We start from the raw sequence: 15209 nt of genomic DNA, 5'->3' as shown, positions 1-15209 counted from the left end.
GTAATTTTTTGTATAATAGTCAAAATTTCAAAGGAGAAGATATGAATAAATTTTTATTAGCATCTCTTGGTTTAGCAGCTGTTGCTTGCGTTGCTATGGGAGATGATAAAGTTTATAAGCTAAAGCTTGCTAGCTCATGGGAGAGCACTATGCCAGTGCTTGGTGATGTGCCAAAAGAGCTAAAGGATAAAGTTGAAAAGATGAGTAATGGCAGACTTGAGCTAAGGATTGATTATCCATCAAAGCATAAATCGCCTTTTGCGATGCTTGATTTTGCTAAAAGCGGTCAATACGACATTACCTACACAAGTAGCTATTATTATAAAGGCAAAGATGCTAAAACTATATTTTTTACAGCAACTCCATTTATGATGAATACTGATGAGCAAACAGCTTGGTATGAATTTGGCGGTGGTAAGGAGCTTGAGGCAAAAGTTTACGATCCATACAATATCAAAATTTTTAGAGCTGGAAATACCGGCATGCAAATGGGTGGCTGGTTTAAAAAAGAGATCAAGTCAGTTGATGATATCAAAGGCTTAAAGATAAGAATTCCGGGCTTTGGTGGTGAAATTTACGCTAAACTTGGCGCTAACATTAACACTATCCCAACTGGTGAGCTTTACATGGCTCTTGAGATGGGAACGATTGACTCAGTCGAATGGGTTAGCCCAGCTTATGATATGGCACTTGGCTTTCACAAAGTGGCAAAATACTACTACACAGGCTGGCAAGAGCCAAACGGTGAAACTCAATTTTTCTTTAATAAAAAATCATACGAGAAGCTTCCAGATGACCTAAAAGCGATATTTGAAGCAGCTGCAGCCGAAGTAGCAAGAGATGCGAATACAAAAGTATTTTATTCAAATGTCGAGTACTGGGATAAAATGAAAAGCGAGTATCCAGACATCCAAGTAAAATCTTTCCCACCAGAAGTAATCGCAGCTCTTAAAAAAGCCACAAATGAGCTTCTTGATGAAGAGAGTGCTAAAGATCCGTTATTTAAAGAGATCGTTGAGTCTCAAAGAGCTTTCCTTAAAAAAGCAAGAGAATGGACTAAAATTTCAGACTACGCTTATATCAAAACAAACGAATAGTAAAATTTAGCAGGGATCTTCCCTGCTTTTTATATTTGCTCCAATTACTTTCAATAAAAATTTTAATCAAAACGTTTTTATACAAGCCATAAATTTTTACAAAAATAAATACTGGCGGCTATTATAGATAGAAAATTTCTCTCATTGAGCGCTCTATCTTTGACTCATCGAGTGTATTGTTAAAAAATAAATTTAGTGCTAAGACCGCTTGATATAAAAGCATATCGGCGCCATCTTTTACACCAAGGCTACTTTGCTTGGCCATTTCTAAAAATGGTGTCTGTTTGCCATAAATCACATCAAATGCGAATTTAGCATCCTTAAAAATGCTTTTTAAAATTTCTTTAGGTACTGGTAGAAAATCATCCTTTAAACCAGCAGAAGTCGAGTTAATGACTAGATCAAATTTTTGCTCTTCGTAGTTATCCCAACTAAAGCATTTGTACTCATCTTTAAATTTTTCAAGCCTATCTTTGCTTCTATTTAGTATGCAAACATCAACGCCTTGTTCTCTTAATGCATAAGTTATGGCATTTGCAGTACCGCCAGCTCCAAGAACAATAGCTTTTTTTACATCTTTAAAATTTTTTATTGCTTTTAAAAATCCAGGCGCATCTGTATTGTATGCATAAATTTTGTCATTTTTAAGCACAAGCGTATTTGCAGAGCCTATTTTACGTGCTATATCTGAAGCTTCATCGGCTAAATTTAAAGCCCACTCTTTATGTGGAAGTGTTACGTTTGCACCGTTTAATTTTAAGGATTTAAATTTATTGATTAATTCGCTGCCATCTTTTAGCAAGACTCTTGTGTAAAGTGCTTTTAAGCCCAGGTCTGCAATGGCTTTATTGTGCAGCCTCGGAGATACCGAGTGAGCTATTGGATCTCCAAAGACTGCGAATGTTTTCATTTTGCTCTAAAGATAAAAGCGTCTTTATTGATATCTTTTCTAATATCGCCTACTGCTTTTTGAAGCGTTTTTTCATCAAATGGACCAACTAAAATTTTAGTCAGTTCACCAACTTTTATAGTCTTGTAGCTATATCCCTTAGCAGCGATCTTTTTCATATATTCAGCATTTGGATTAAATTTACTAGTCACAAATACTTGAACATAAGAGCCTTTTGTAGCAGGTTCAGTTTTAGCTACCTCAGCTTTTTTGTCCGTTTTTTCTATTTTGTTTTCAGCCTTTTTTTCAATCTTTTTATCTACTTTATTTTCAGTCTTAGCTGGTTTTGCCTCACTCTTTTTATCAGTAGCTGCTACTTTTTCAACTTTTTTAACTGAAGTATCTACCTTTGTCTCAGCTTTTTTTGCTGGTATTTCAGCAGGCTTTTCGATAGGCTTAACTATCTCTTTTGGCTCTTCAGTTTTAGAAACAGGCTTATTGTTTTCTTTATCTTTTAGCTTCTTGATCATATCTTCAAATTCATCTTGCTGTTTATTTTCAGGTACGATAGGCACTTGCTCAAAGAGCTGTGTATCGCCTTTTTTATTGTCTGAATTTGTATCAGCTATCGGAGCTTGTCTATCTACTGGCTGCTCGGCTGGTACTGGAGGAAGCACTAGTCTTGAATCAGCTTCATTTTGCGCTTGTGAAGGATCGCTTGAATTTACTAGCTTCATAGCAACTACAATAATCAAAAAAAGTATAATAAGAGCTGCTATAAATATCAGAAGTTTTTTTAGTTTCAATCCTCTTGCGTCATCGTCTCTTTCTAAAAGAATATCTTTTAACTCATCATTTTCCACTTTTTATCCTTAATTACATATATTTTGACCAACTTGCCCCACGCTCTTTTTGATAGAGCTTATAAGGCAATGTTAGTATATTAAATTCTTTTGGCATATCGATATTTGGAAACATTCTCCACTCTTTAGGCAACTTCTGTGAAAGCTTTGCATTGAGCACATTTGCTAGCTGACAAGCCTCATTTAGCGTAGTGTGACCTTTATGCACATAAAGATGCAGATGTCCTGGCGTCTTACTCTCGTAGGCTGTAAAATTTATAAAGCCCTCTTCTCTTAGAAGAAGCTGTGCTTTATGCCAAAATCTATCTGGGGTTCTGCCGTTATAGTCAAAGACTATATTTTCAACTTTATCATTTGCATTTATTAAAGAGTGTGCGATAACAGCTTTGCCCTCTTCATGCTCTTTCATAATATTATAGGTCAGTGGCTCATTTATCTTTTCAAATTTATCAAAGAAAATTTTACCTCTGTATTCTATTTTATTAACGATCGTATCACGCTTGATATAGTAGTGAGTTGTAATAATCTTTATAAGTGCCGTATCAATACTTTGCATCAAAATGTCGCTTTATCATAGATTATAAATTTATGAGCAAGTTCAACTAGCTCAGCTTTTGTCTTCTCTTGCAAAGATGTGTTGTTTATGTCGCTTAGCACGTCAGCTATTTTGTTTGCTATTAGCTCAAACTCAGCCTCTTTCATGCCACGAGCCGTAAGCGCAGGACTACCAACACGTATACCACTTGTGATAAATGGGCTTCTTGTCTCGCCTGGAACCGTATTTTTATTTACTGTTATGCCTGCATTTCCAAGAGCGATATCAGCGTCTTTACCGCTAAAATCTCTATTTAAAAAGCTCATTAATATTAGGTGGTTATCGGTACCGCCGCTCACTAGATCAAAGCCTCTTTTTATTAGTACTTCGCCTAATTTTTTAGCGTTTGCTTTTACTTGTTTAGCGTAAATTTTCCACTCAGGGCTAAGGTTATGCTTAAAGCCAACTGCTTTTGCTGCGATAACATGAACAAGTGGTCCGCCCTGGATGCCTGGAAAAATAGAGGCATTTATCTTCTTAGCATACTCTTCGTTATTTGTCATTATTATGCCGCCTCTTGGGCCTCTTAATGTTTTATGCGTAGTTGAGCTTACGACATCGCAGTATGGAAAAGGATTTTGATGCTCACCAGCAACAACTAGACCAGCGATATGAGCAACGTCTGCAAAAAGTATCGCCCCGATAGCGTCAGCTATCTCACGGAATTTTTTAAACTCAATTTCTCTTGTGTATGCGCTTGCGCCACAAACGATCATTTTTGGTTTTACTATCTTTGCAATATCCATGACCCTATCGTAGTTTATACGGCCATCAAGCTCGACGCCATAGAAAAAGCTCTCATACATCTTGCCGGAGCTGCTTACCTTCGCGCCGTGTGTCAAGTGTCCACCATGGCTTAGATCCATTCCTAAAATTTTATCGCCTGGGTTAAGTAAAGCGCCGTAAACACCTTGATTCGCCTGAGAGCCCGAGTTTGGTTGAACGTTTGCAAATTCACATCCAAAAAGCTCTTTACATCTATCGATCGCTATTTGCTCGATCTCATCTACAAATTCGCAGCCACCATAATATCTTTTGCCAGGATAGCCTTCAGCATATTTGTTTGTTAGGATTGAGCCCATTACTTCCATAACTTCTGGATATGTAAAATTTTCACTAGCGATCATCTCAAGGTGATCACATTGGCGTTTTAACTCTAAATTTACTAGATCGTAAATGTCCTTATCATAGCTTTGCAAACTCATTTTTCATTCTCCTTTATCTCATTTTTAAGTGGTCTCATCGCTGGGAAGAGCACAACATCACGTATTGATTTTTTATCCGTTAAAAGCATCACGAGCCTATCGATGCCTATACCCTCACCTGCAACTGGTGGCATGCCGTATCCTAGGGCTCTTACATAGTCCTCATCCATCTCATGTGCCTCATCATCGCCTGCGTTTTTAGCATCGATTTGCGCTTTAAAGCGGTTGTATTGATCAATTGGATCATTTAGCTCGTTAAAGCCATTTGCTAGCTCACGACCAGCGATAAATAGCTCAAATCTCTCAGCCACATCAGGGTTTGCGTCACTTCTTCTTGAAAGTGGACTGATCGAAATCGGATAATCAATAACAAATGTTGGGTGTATAAGCTTGCTCTCTACATAGTTATCAAATAGCTCAGCCTGCAAGTGACCAAGATCAAGCTTCTCATTTGCTTCAAGGCCATCAGCTCTTAGTTTTGCTAAAATTTTATCTTTGTCGTTTATGATATTCTCATCTAGTCCACCGATCTCAACGAGAGCTTTTTTGTAGCTTATTCGCTTAAATGGCTTACTAAAATCAATCTCCATGCCATCAAAATTTACAACTTTTTCCATATCTAGCTTGTCTAAAATGACATTAAAAAGATCCTCTGTAATGCCCATTAAATCGTGATAGTTATGGTATGCCCAGTAAAACTCTATGCTTGTAAACTCAGGGTTGTGAGTAAGATCCATACCTTCGTTTCTAAAATTTCTATTCATCTCATAAACAGCCTCAAAGCCACCTACTATAAGGCGTTTGAGGTATAACTCAGGTGCGATCCTTAGGTATCTCTCGACTCCAAGGGCATTGTGAAAAGTGATAAATGGCTTGGCGTTTGCACCGCCTGCTATTGGGTGCAGCATCGGTGTTTCAACTTCTAAAAAGCCTTTTTCTTCAAAAAATCTTCTAATCGTACTAATAATCACTGAGCGTCTTTTAAAATCAGCTCTAACTTCAGGGTTCATTATCATGTCGAGATATCTTTGGCGATATCTTGTCTCAACATCAACTAAGCCGTGATACTTCTCAGGAAGTGGACTTATCGACTTTGAAGCAAGGCTAAGCTCGCTTACATGCATGGAAAATTCGCCAGTTCTCGTTATAAATGCATAACCTCTAACATAGACGATATCGCCTATCTCTACGTATTTTTTAACGATTTTAAACCACTCTGGATCAAGCGTTTTATTACTAAAGTAAATTTGTAAATTTCCATCTTCATCTTCGATATTTGCAAAGACGGCTTTTCCAGCATCACGAATGAGTTTTATTCTGCCCGCAAGACCCACTAGCTGACCTTCGGCCTTTTTCTCTTCCGTATCATTAATGTAGTTAAATTTTAGTCTAAATTTAGAGATATTCATATCTCTTCTAAGAAAATGCGGATATGGATTAATACCTAAATTTCTTAGCTCGTCTATGCTTTGTAGTCGTTGAATCTCATGTTGGTTGTCAAATATCACCTTACTTTCCCTTTATATTATTTTTTGAGCATTTTTCACAAATTCCATAAAGCTGCATCATATGACCAGTTAGTTTAAAGCCATGATCTTTTGCGATACTGATTTGTCTTTTTTCTATCATTGGATCTTCAAATTCTATGATAAGACCGCACTTTCTGCATATCATATGATCGTGATGTGGCTTTGTAGCAAGCTCAAATTTTTTACCTTGTGAACCAAAGCTGATTGATGTCACCATCTCTGATTCTTCAAGTAGATTTAGTGTTCTATAAACAGTTGCGATGCCAATATTTAGCTCAGGGTGCGTTTCTTTTATAAAAAGATAAAGTCTTTCTGGAGTAAAGTGTTCACCATTGTTGTATAGCGTTTTTAGTAAAATTTCACGCTGTTTCGTGTATTTTAAACCATTGTCGCGAAGCACTCTTTTGAATTTCTCAAGCAACGCATCATATTCTAAATTTTCTATCATTTTATTCCCCTTTTGTGATATTAGAGTCGGTATTTACACTAGCATTTGCATCCATTGAGATAAATGCGTCAGTTTTATTTGTATCCATTGGTCTTGCCACCATCTCATCTAACTCACTTTTGATATTTTTCACATCAAGGTTTGTTATCCATTTGCCAGTTTCTATCAAAACCGGATAAACTTTACTGTTCGCAAAATAAGGAGCAATTATATTATTTAGCGAAGTACCAGATATTACAGCAACTACTGCCGAAAATGTTAAGAAAATTTTTCCACTTCCCATAACAAATCCACCAAGTCTATCCAAAAAACCAAGTCCGCTTACTGAAACTATTTTTGATAAAAATTTACCAACTAGCAAGCAAACTATCCAAAAAACTAGCCAAAGAGAGATGAATGCGACAAACTGTAAAAATGAAGGATTTTCAAATTTATATATATTTTTAGTTATAAACTCACCAGATAGATCTGAAAATCTACTAGCTATAATTAAGCCTCCGATAAGTCCAATAAGTCCGAAAGCTTCTTTGATAAGTCCATTTAATATGCCTTTTATACCAAGCATCAAGACAAGAGCAATAATAATAATATCAAACCACGTTACTAAATCCATTATATAGTTCCTATTAAATTTTGAAGTTCTTGCTGGCTAGTTGAATAAGCTAGCGCATTTTCTTTTGTAATCTTACCCTCTTTTAGTACTTTCATCAAAGCCTGAGTTTGCGTACTCATGCCAGTTTGTTGTTGATTTAGCTGCATCTGAGAGTAAATTTGATGTATTTTATTTTCACGTATCAAGTTTGAGATAGCCATATTGTTTATTAAAATTTCATGCACAGCGCACCTTCCACCGCCTATCTTTGGGATCAGGCTTTGTGAAACGACAGCAGTTAGCGAAACACTAAGCATATTTCTTACTTGTAATTGCTCGCTCCCATCGAAACTATCAACGATCCTATTTATAGTTTGAATGGCTGAATTTGTGTGAAGCGTACCAAATACTAAGTGTCCGGTCTCAGCCGCCGTAATAGCCGTTGAAATCGTTTCTCTATCTCTCATCTCGCCCACAAGTATGATATCTGGATCTTCACGAACCGCAGATTTTAGAGCCCTTGAGTAAGAAGTTGCGTCAGTGCCGATATTTCTATGAGAAAATAGAGCTTTTTTATTGTTATGCACAAACTCGACTGGATCCTCAATTGTAATAATATGCTTTCTATAATTTAAATTTATCTCATTAAGCATGGCTGCGAGAGTTGTTGATTTACCACTTCCTGTCGGTCCAGTAACCAAAATAAGGCCTTTTTCGCGCTTAATAATATGCTTAAAAATTTGTGGGGCATTTAGCTCATCAAGAGATGGGATATTGATTGGGATTATACGAAAAGCAGCAGCTAAATCGCCATTCATGGTATAGTAATAGTTGCCACGAAAACGGCCTATATCTGGAAGCTCGATCGCAAAGTCAAGCTCTTTATTGTTCTCAAGCTCACTTTTTTGTTCATCAGTAATCAAAGCAAAACATAAATTCTCTATATCCTTGCCACTTAATATGCCAAAATCAATGGGTTTTAAAGCACCATCTACTCTTATTTGAGGCTCAGATCTTGAAACAAGGTGAAGATCGCTTGCCTTATCACTCACAACAGTTTTTAAAAGTGTTTTTATATCGCCAGTAAGATTATTAAGGTTATTATCTTCTGGTATTTTTACACTTAAATTCTTTGCCTGAAGCTGTTCGATTAGATCCATATTTTTACCATTATTCTATTATTTTTGGTACAGCAAAAAAATGTCCTTCACGTGAAGGAGCGTACTTTAAGATCGTATCAATCACATCACTTGGCCTTGACTCATCTTCTCTTAAAGGTGTGCCGCCTTTTATAGAGCTAACTACAGCTTCATCGCTACTTAGATCAAGTTCATTTAAAATATCAACAAAAGATACAATCTCGCTTAGTTGTTTTTTTACTTCTTCTCTTTTTTCATCACTGATTTGTAAGGCAGAAAGTTTTTCTAATTTATTTAAAAGTGTATCATCTATTTGCATTATATAAGTAACCTTATTAATTAATTTTGAGCCATTATATCACATTCAAGCTTTAATTTTGGGATAGTTTTAATTTAATTATGTTAAAATCTGCGAATTAAAATTTTTTAAAAATAAAGGAAAAGCGTTGGCTATAAAAGAAGATCTAACACAGATAAAACAAGAGATTGGTGCTCAAGAACAGTTTTTAGAAAGCATGATCAAAGGTGAGCGTTTCTTTAGAAAGTATAAAAAATTTATGATAATTGCCATTATTGTTGCTGTCATTGCAATTATTGTGTTTTATTCGAACAAAATAATAAATGATAATAGAATTGAAGATGCAAATTTGGCTTACTCAAAGCTCATTTTAAATCCAAACGATGCAAATGCCTTAAATATTTTAAAAGAAAAAGAACCAAATTTATATGCACTTTTTTCACTTCAGCAAAAGCTTGATAAAAATGAGACAGATGGCATTAGCGAGCTTGCAAATTTAAAAGTAAATCCCATAGTAAAAGATATCATTCTTTCACAAAATGGTAATGCAAATACTCAGATTTTAAGCGAATATAGCACACTTTTAAAAGGTTTTGAGCTTTTAAAACAAAACAAAATCAAAGAAGCAAATGATGAGTTTAATAAAATTTCACTCGACTCTCAACTTCAAACTTTAGTTAAAAATTTAAAACACTATCAGGGAATAAAATAATGAAAAAAATTACTCTTTTCTTGGCTTTTGCCTTGGCTTTAATTTTAAGCGGATGTGGCACAAAAAGACAATATTTTGAGCCAGCTCAAACCTCTGGCAAAATTTCTTTGTCAAAAGATATGCCATCTTATATAAAATCAACAAATGCAAATGGTGCCACTCTTGATAACGGCAATATTATCACCAAAAATGGTCTAAATACAAACATCAAGTTGCCTGAAAATTTTAATTTCTTAAATGAAAACAACGGCTTTATCATCTCAGCTAGTATAAATGGCGATCTAAATGTGACAGATCCTAGTGGACGCAGCGTTTATAGCAATAAATTTCCAACAGCAATCGTTGCTGCCTCTCTTGATCAAAACCTATTAGCAGCTATCAGCGCGGCAAACCACATCTATCTAATAGACATAAATACCACAACAACAATAATGGAATATAGCTCGTCTAATATAGCAGCGGTTGATTCAAGGGTCGTAGCACCATTTTTTATGAGCTCACTTATCGTTTATCCAGCATTAGATGGCAAAATTTACATAGTACAAAAAGAGACTGGTAGAATTTTACGTGACGTGGTCGTAAGCTCTGAAAATTTCTTTAATAACATCATATTTTTAGGCGTTGAGGGCGATAATCTAATCGCAGCAACAGCTAAAAAACTTATCGTCATTAACCCAAGTCAAACAGTTTATTATGACGGTGAGATTAAAGATGTATTAGTTAATAACGATGAAATTTATATCTTTAAAAAAGATGGTACGATCGTAAGAACAAATCTTATGTTAAAAGAGCAAAATAAAGTTAATTTCAAATTTGCCATCTTCTCAGCAGCTACTATTATCAACAATAAGCTTTACATAATCGAAAAAACAGGCTACGTTATAAAGACAAATTTAGACCTCAGTGGAGCTGAAATTTATGAGTTTAGCGATGAGATAAAAGATAAAAGTTTTATGGGCAATGGTGCCTTTTATTATGATAATGAGCTTGTTAATTTAGGGCAATGAACCAAAAAATTTGGGAGCTTTTTGAAGCCAAAAAAATCCTTTTAAAAGATATCAAGGCACTTAATACAAGTGAATTTAGCACAAAAAAGACGCTTGATATCTTTTGGGGAGTGGACAATAAGAGCTTTTACAATCTTGTCTTTTTAAGAACAGCAAAAAGTAGATTGTTACGTAAAGAGGCTTTGGAGCTTGAAGAAATTTCTAAAAAAATAGAGATGAAATTCCAAATAAATCTAAGAAAAAAAACTATATTTTATAGCTCTGGCATTTGTTCTAAAGCCTTAAAAGAACTACAAGACAATAATTGGCGATGTTATGATTTTGTGTAATATAGGCAATACTAACGCTACATTTTTAGAAGATGGCAAAATCTCACGTATGAAAATTTCTGAGTTTAAAAGCTATAAGCCAGAAAAAAAAGTATATTTTATATCCGTAAATGATGAAATTTTAAATATTTTAAAAGATAATAAGATGTTTGTGGATCTAGAACCATTTTTTACTATTGATACGATATATCAGGGTCTAGGAGTAGATAGAATCGCAGCATGTTACTCTATAAATAATGGCGTAATCATTGATGCTGGAAGCGCCATAACAGTTGACATTATGGCAAATTCTATCCATCTTGGAGGATATATCTTGCCAGGCATTTCAAGTATGCTAAACGCCTACAAAAGTATCTCGCCACGACTTGATATTACTATAAATTCACAAATTGACATAGATGCACTACCACAAAAAACAGCTGATGCCGTGAGTTATGGCATTATTAAACCAATAATAACTCTACTAGATAAGCTAGCCGGTGATAAAAAAGTCTATTTTACTGGTGGAGATGGCGATTTTTTGTCAAAATTTTTTAAAAATGCTATTTGCGATAAGATGCTAGTTTTTCGTGCCATGCAAAAGCTAATAACTGAAAAGAAAGATATGATAATATGATAACAGTAGCACTACCAAAGGGAAGAATAGCCGAGGCAACACTAGAAATTTTTAGAAAAATTTTTGGTTCAAGTTTTTTATTTGAAGATAGAAAATTAATCCTTGAAGAAGGAAATTTTAGATTTTTAATGGTTCGCAACCAAGATATCCCAACTTACGTCACTGAAGGTGCAGCTGATATTGGTGTAGTGGGGCTTGACGTACTTGAAGAGCACAAGCCAAACGTTGTAAGACTACTGGATTTAAAAATCGGACAGTGTAAAGTTTGCATTGGCATAAAAAACAACTCTGAACTAGATCTAAACCAGCCAGAGCTAAAAATAGCCACAAAAATGCCAAATATAACAAGAAATTATTTTACAAAACAAGCCGTAGCTGTAAAGATCATCAAGCTTTATGGCTCGATCGAACTTGCACCATTAGTTGGCTTAAGCGACGCGATAGTTGATGTGGTCGAGACTGGCTCAACTATGAAACAAAATGGACTAAAGATCGCTGGTGATATCATGCAAAGCACAGCTTATCTAATAGCAAATAAAAATAGTTTTATTATTAAAAAAGATGAGATTTTAGAGCTTTATAAAAAAATCAAAGAGGAAATTTAAAGTCCTTCTCTATTATCATAAAGTATAAAATTTCTCTAACGATATAAAGTCCGATTATTTACTTATAAATTATTTTAGAATAATGCATTGGTAGTCACTGACACACTTTTATATTAATTTATCTTAATAGATTGGTACTGACATACCAAAGAGCGATCTAAATATTACAAAGATAGTAGTTTCTGACGAGCTAAGAGCTAAGCATAAGATAAGGCCTCATTACGAATATCTAAGCTTTGATTGTATTGATTGCCATCAAAATCAAGGCGATAATCCTAGTAAATTTAAAGAGATCGGTGATAATGGCTGCACTAGCTATCATACAAATATGATAGGTAGCAATAAAATTAGCACAAGCTCAAAAGATGCATGTCCACTAAAAAACTTCTTAGCAGCGATAAAGGGCTAAAATATGTAAGCTATAACTATAGATGCAGGACATAGCGCTAGCTTTAGAAATTACCTTGAATACAGAAAGCTAACATATAAAATTTATGAGAAGAATATGCTAGAGCAAAAGATTGATGCTAAGAAAAAATCTTCAAAGATGAATATAAACCTACAAAAGAAGAAAAGGAATTTTTAAAACAAAAAGCTTGATAAGAATAATACAAAACTAGTTGATGGGTTGGCTAGGTAAAGTTTTACTTCTTGCATAAAGCTTTTAATACAAATTTATATTATAAAGATAGAGATAAATCTAAATTGGAGAAATTTATAAAAATATTAAAGATAAAATAATAAATTTTAGTTTTTAAAATTTAAGAAATTTGCACAAGCTCTTTGTTCTCAAGCTTGTATGAGCTATCGCATTTTGCTGCTAAATCATTGTCGTGAGTGACTAGAACAAGGGCGGCATTGTTTTCATTTATATAGTCAAATAAAACTTGCATCACCTCATTTGCAGTTTGCTTGTCAAGGTTGCCCGTTGGCTCGTCTGCAAAGATGATCTTTGGCTTTTTAGTAAGCACTCTAGTGATACTAACGCGCTGCTGCTGACCGCCACTTAGTTCGCCAACTTTTTGGTTCATAACGCTTGAAATTTTAAGCGCTTCAAGATCATTTTTTTCTATCTTTTCACCAGATAAAATGCTAGCAAGCTCAATATTCTCATAAGCACTAAATCCTTTAAAAAGATAGTGTGACTGGAAAATAATGCCAAAATGAAGCCTTCTAATGGCTAAAAGCTCATTTTGAGAAAGCTCATAGATAGATTTATCTTGATAGATGACCTCGCCAAAATTTGGTTTTAAAAGTGTTGAAAGTATGTGTAAAAATGTTGATTTGCCACAACCACTAACGCCAGTTATCGCAATGCTTTGTTTTTGATTGAGAGTTAAATTTATATTATTAAAGAGCGTATAATCATACGCAAAGCCTAGATTAGACGCTCTTAAAATTTCCATTAGCCTATTTGAGCAGCAACTTCTGCAGCAAAGTCATCTACTTTTTTCTCTAAGCCTTCACCAAGCTCGAAACGAACGTATTTTACGATCTCGATCTTGCCGCCAAGCTCTTTGCTCTTCTCTTCGATAACTTGTTCGATAGTCTTTTTATCGTCCATTACATAAAACTGACCTAAAAGTGTAAGGCGTTGGTCAAGCACTGTGTTGTCAGCATAAAATCTCTCGATCTTGCCAGGGATAATCTTGTCCCAAATTTTCTCAGGTTTGCCCTCAGCTTTTAGCTCTTCTTCGATCGCTTTTGTAGCTTTTGCAAGCTCTGCCTCGCCTATTTGGCAGCGACTAGCATACTCAGGAATGTGATGAAGTGGCTTGCCTAGGCGTTTTAGCTCTTCATTGTCTTTTTCAAGTTCAGCGCGAAGTGCGATAAATTCTTTCTCAACAAACTCTTTATCAAGGTCTTTATAGCTTATAACGCTTGGCTTCATAGCAGCTGCATGCATACATAAATTTCTTATAAAATCAGCTGCTTTATTTGCAACTTCTATGCTTTCGCAAGCCGCACCTATAAGCACACCAACACGACCATTTGAGTGAACATAGCCATTTACCACACCTTTATCATCAGCACTAATAGTCTCAAATCGGCGAACTACAAGGTTTTCGCCGATAGTTGCAATCTGAGTTTTGAAGTAATCTTCAAATTTAACACCATTTAAAGTACTCGCATTTAGCTCTTCAACTGTTTTTATGCCGCTTGATTGGATGTGAGCTGTTGCATCTTTTGCAAGTGTTTGAAACTGTGGATTTCTTGCAACGAAGTCAGTTTCAGAGTTGATCTCGCTAATAGTTGCTTTTTTGCATTTTGAGCAAACTTCAACACTTACTAAGCCCTCGCTTGCAAGGCGGTCAGCCTTTTTAGCAGCTTGACCAAGACCCTTTTCACGAAGGATATCAACGGCTTTTTCCATATCGCCATTTGCTTCGCCAAGTGCCTTTTTGCAGTCCATCATGCCAGCTCCGGTTGATTCGCGGAGCTCTTTTACCATTTGTGCAGTTATTTCCATTATTCTTCGTCCTCGCCAAAGTCTTCTTCACTCATAGCCTCAGCTACAACTGCGTCTTTCTCATCTTGGCTTACTTCTTCGCCAGCAACTTGCTCACCACCATCTTGTTCAAGAAGTGATTTACCTTCGTTGATCGCCTCAGCCATCTCTTGGCAGAAAAGCTGAACAGAGCGGATAGCATCGTCATTTCCTGGGATCGGATAGTCAATAACATCAGGATCGCAGTTTGTATCGATCGGTGCTACAACTGGGATTTTTAAACGGTTAGCCTCTTGAACAGCGATCTTTTCTTTAACTGTATCAACGACAAATATCATATCAGGTAGACTTTTCATATTGCGGATACCGCCAAGAGTTGCGATAAGCTTCTCTTTTTTGCGGCGAAGCATCAAAGCCTCTTTTTTAGTTAGTAAATTTATCGAACCATCTTCTTCCATAGTTTCGATAACTTCTAGTTTGCGGATAGACTGACGGATAGTACCAAAGTTTGTCATCATACCACCTAACCAGCGGTGATTTACATAAGGCATTCCACATTTTTCAGCGTACTCTTTGATAGCGTCGATAGCTTGTTTTTTAGTACCAACAAATAGCACTGACTTACCTTCAGCAGCTGCGTCACGAACGATGTTGTAAGTGTAGCGGAAGTAGCGGATAGTCTTTTGTAGATCTATAATATAGATACCTTTTCTCTCGCCAAAGATAAATTTTTTCATCTTTGGGTTCCAGCGGCGTGTTTGGTGACCAAAATGTACGCCACACTCTAATAAATCTCTCATAGTTACCATGAGTTTCTCCTTGTTTTAGGCATTTTG

At 35.6% G+C, this 15209-nt stretch carries 18 protein-coding genes; 6 read left to right on the top strand and 12 right to left on the bottom strand.

Annotation, left to right across the window (positions count from 1 at the left end; genetic code table 11):
• Positions 1 to 41 precede the first annotated feature (41 nt).
• A complete protein-coding gene (locus A3835_06570) occupies positions 42 to 1097 on the top strand; it encodes an ABC transporter substrate-binding protein (protein ORI07239.1) in 1056 nt (351 codons plus the stop codon).
• A 121-nt stretch (positions 1098 to 1218) separates the two neighbouring features.
• On the opposite strand, the gene A3835_06565 is transcribed toward A3835_06570, so the two are convergent.
• From A3835_06565 to A3835_06525, 9 genes are read right to left on the bottom strand one after another with little or no spacing between them, the layout of a single operon-like run.
• Complete coding sequence (locus A3835_06565; protein ORI07238.1) at positions 1219 to 2007, bottom strand: shikimate dehydrogenase; 789 nt, start codon at positions 2005 to 2007, stop codon at positions 1219 to 1221.
• A complete protein-coding gene (locus A3835_06560; protein ORI07237.1) occupies positions 2004 to 2849 on the bottom strand; it encodes an ABC transporter ATP-binding protein in 846 nt (281 codons plus the stop codon). The genes A3835_06565 and A3835_06560 overlap by 4 nt, the downstream gene beginning before the upstream one ends.
• A 13-nt stretch (positions 2850 to 2862) precedes the next feature.
• The gene (locus A3835_06555) at positions 2863 to 3405 is read right to left on the bottom strand and encodes an ABC transporter (protein ORI07462.1); all 543 of its coding nucleotides are present in this window, start codon (positions 3403 to 3405) and stop codon (positions 2863 to 2865) included.
• On the bottom strand, positions 3405 to 4649 hold the full coding sequence (gene glyA / locus A3835_06550) for a serine hydroxymethyltransferase (protein ID ORI07236.1): 1245 nt from the start codon (positions 4647 to 4649) through the stop codon (positions 3405 to 3407). The genes A3835_06555 and glyA overlap by 1 nt, the downstream gene beginning before the upstream one ends.
• Positions 4646 to 6157 (bottom strand): lysine--tRNA ligase, encoded by a 1512-nt coding sequence (locus A3835_06545; protein ID ORI07235.1) that lies wholly within the window; start codon positions 6155 to 6157, stop codon positions 4646 to 4648. The genes glyA and A3835_06545 overlap by 4 nt, the downstream gene beginning before the upstream one ends.
• A gap of 1 nt (position 6158) precedes the next feature.
• Complete coding sequence (locus A3835_06540) at positions 6159 to 6626, bottom strand: transcriptional repressor (GenBank protein ID ORI07234.1); 468 nt, start codon at positions 6624 to 6626, stop codon at positions 6159 to 6161.
• A gap of 1 nt (position 6627) precedes the next feature.
• Entirely contained in the window at positions 6628 to 7239 is a 612-nt protein-coding gene (locus A3835_06535; GenBank protein ID ORI07233.1) for a colicin V synthesis protein, read from the bottom strand.
• A complete protein-coding gene (locus A3835_06530; protein ID ORI07461.1) occupies positions 7239 to 8333 on the bottom strand; it encodes a type IV pili twitching motility protein PilT in 1095 nt (364 codons plus the stop codon). Before A3835_06530 ends, A3835_06535 begins: the two co-directional genes overlap by 1 nt.
• 55 nt (positions 8334 to 8388) lie before the next feature.
• Positions 8389 to 8676, bottom strand: coding sequence for an asparaginyl/glutamyl-tRNA amidotransferase subunit C (locus A3835_06525; GenBank protein ORI07232.1), 288 nt, complete (start codon positions 8674 to 8676; stop codon positions 8389 to 8391).
• A gap of 127 nt (positions 8677 to 8803) precedes the next feature.
• On the opposite strand from A3835_06525, the gene A3835_06520 reads away from it, so the two are divergent.
• The 5 genes from A3835_06520 to A3835_06500 are packed head-to-tail and all read left to right on the top strand — an operon-like array spanning position 8804 to position 11924.
• Positions 8804 to 9367, top strand: a complete 564-nt coding sequence (locus A3835_06520) for a hypothetical protein (protein ORI07231.1) — start codon at positions 8804 to 8806, stop codon at positions 9365 to 9367.
• A complete protein-coding gene (locus A3835_06515) occupies positions 9367 to 10374 on the top strand; it encodes an L-seryl-tRNA selenium transferase (GenBank protein ID ORI07230.1) in 1008 nt (335 codons plus the stop codon). Before A3835_06520 ends, A3835_06515 begins: the two co-directional genes overlap by 1 nt.
• Positions 10371 to 10703 (top strand): hypothetical protein, encoded by a 333-nt coding sequence (locus A3835_06510; GenBank protein ID ORI07229.1) that lies wholly within the window; start codon positions 10371 to 10373, stop codon positions 10701 to 10703. The genes A3835_06515 and A3835_06510 overlap by 4 nt, the downstream gene beginning before the upstream one ends.
• Positions 10690 to 11319 carry a type III pantothenate kinase gene (locus A3835_06505; GenBank protein ID ORI07228.1) on the top strand — a complete coding sequence of 210 codons (630 nt, stop codon included), beginning with the start codon at positions 10690 to 10692 and terminating at the stop codon, positions 11317 to 11319. The genes A3835_06510 and A3835_06505 overlap by 14 nt, the downstream gene beginning before the upstream one ends.
• The gene (locus A3835_06500) at positions 11316 to 11924 is read left to right on the top strand and encodes an ATP phosphoribosyltransferase (GenBank protein ORI07227.1); all 609 of its coding nucleotides are present in this window, start codon (positions 11316 to 11318) and stop codon (positions 11922 to 11924) included. Before A3835_06505 ends, A3835_06500 begins: the two co-directional genes overlap by 4 nt.
• A gap of 761 nt (positions 11925 to 12685) precedes the next feature.
• On the opposite strand, the gene A3835_06495 is transcribed toward A3835_06500, so the two are convergent.
• Genes A3835_06495 through A3835_06485 form a run of 3 tightly spaced genes read right to left on the bottom strand, consistent with a single transcriptional unit; the run spans position 12686 to position 15182 of the window.
• Positions 12686 to 13330, bottom strand: a complete 645-nt coding sequence (locus A3835_06495; protein ID ORI07226.1) for an ABC transporter ATP-binding protein — start codon at positions 13328 to 13330, stop codon at positions 12686 to 12688.
• On the bottom strand, positions 13330 to 14394 hold the full coding sequence (locus A3835_06490; GenBank protein ORI07225.1) for an elongation factor Ts: 1065 nt from the start codon (positions 14392 to 14394) through the stop codon (positions 13330 to 13332). Before A3835_06490 ends, A3835_06495 begins: the two co-directional genes overlap by 1 nt.
• Positions 14394 to 15182 carry a 30S ribosomal protein S2 gene (locus A3835_06485; GenBank protein ORI07224.1) on the bottom strand — a complete coding sequence of 263 codons (789 nt, stop codon included), beginning with the start codon at positions 15180 to 15182 and terminating at the stop codon, positions 14394 to 14396. Before A3835_06485 ends, A3835_06490 begins: the two co-directional genes overlap by 1 nt.
• Positions 15183 to 15209 lie beyond the last annotated feature (27 nt).

Source organism: Campylobacter concisus (genome assembly GCA_002092835.1).
GTDB classification, from domain to species: domain Bacteria; phylum Campylobacterota; class Campylobacteria; order Campylobacterales; family Campylobacteraceae; genus Campylobacter_A; species Campylobacter_A concisus_K.
Note: the sequence above shows the minus strand (reverse complement) of the source record. Positions and strands in the feature narration are given on the sequence as shown.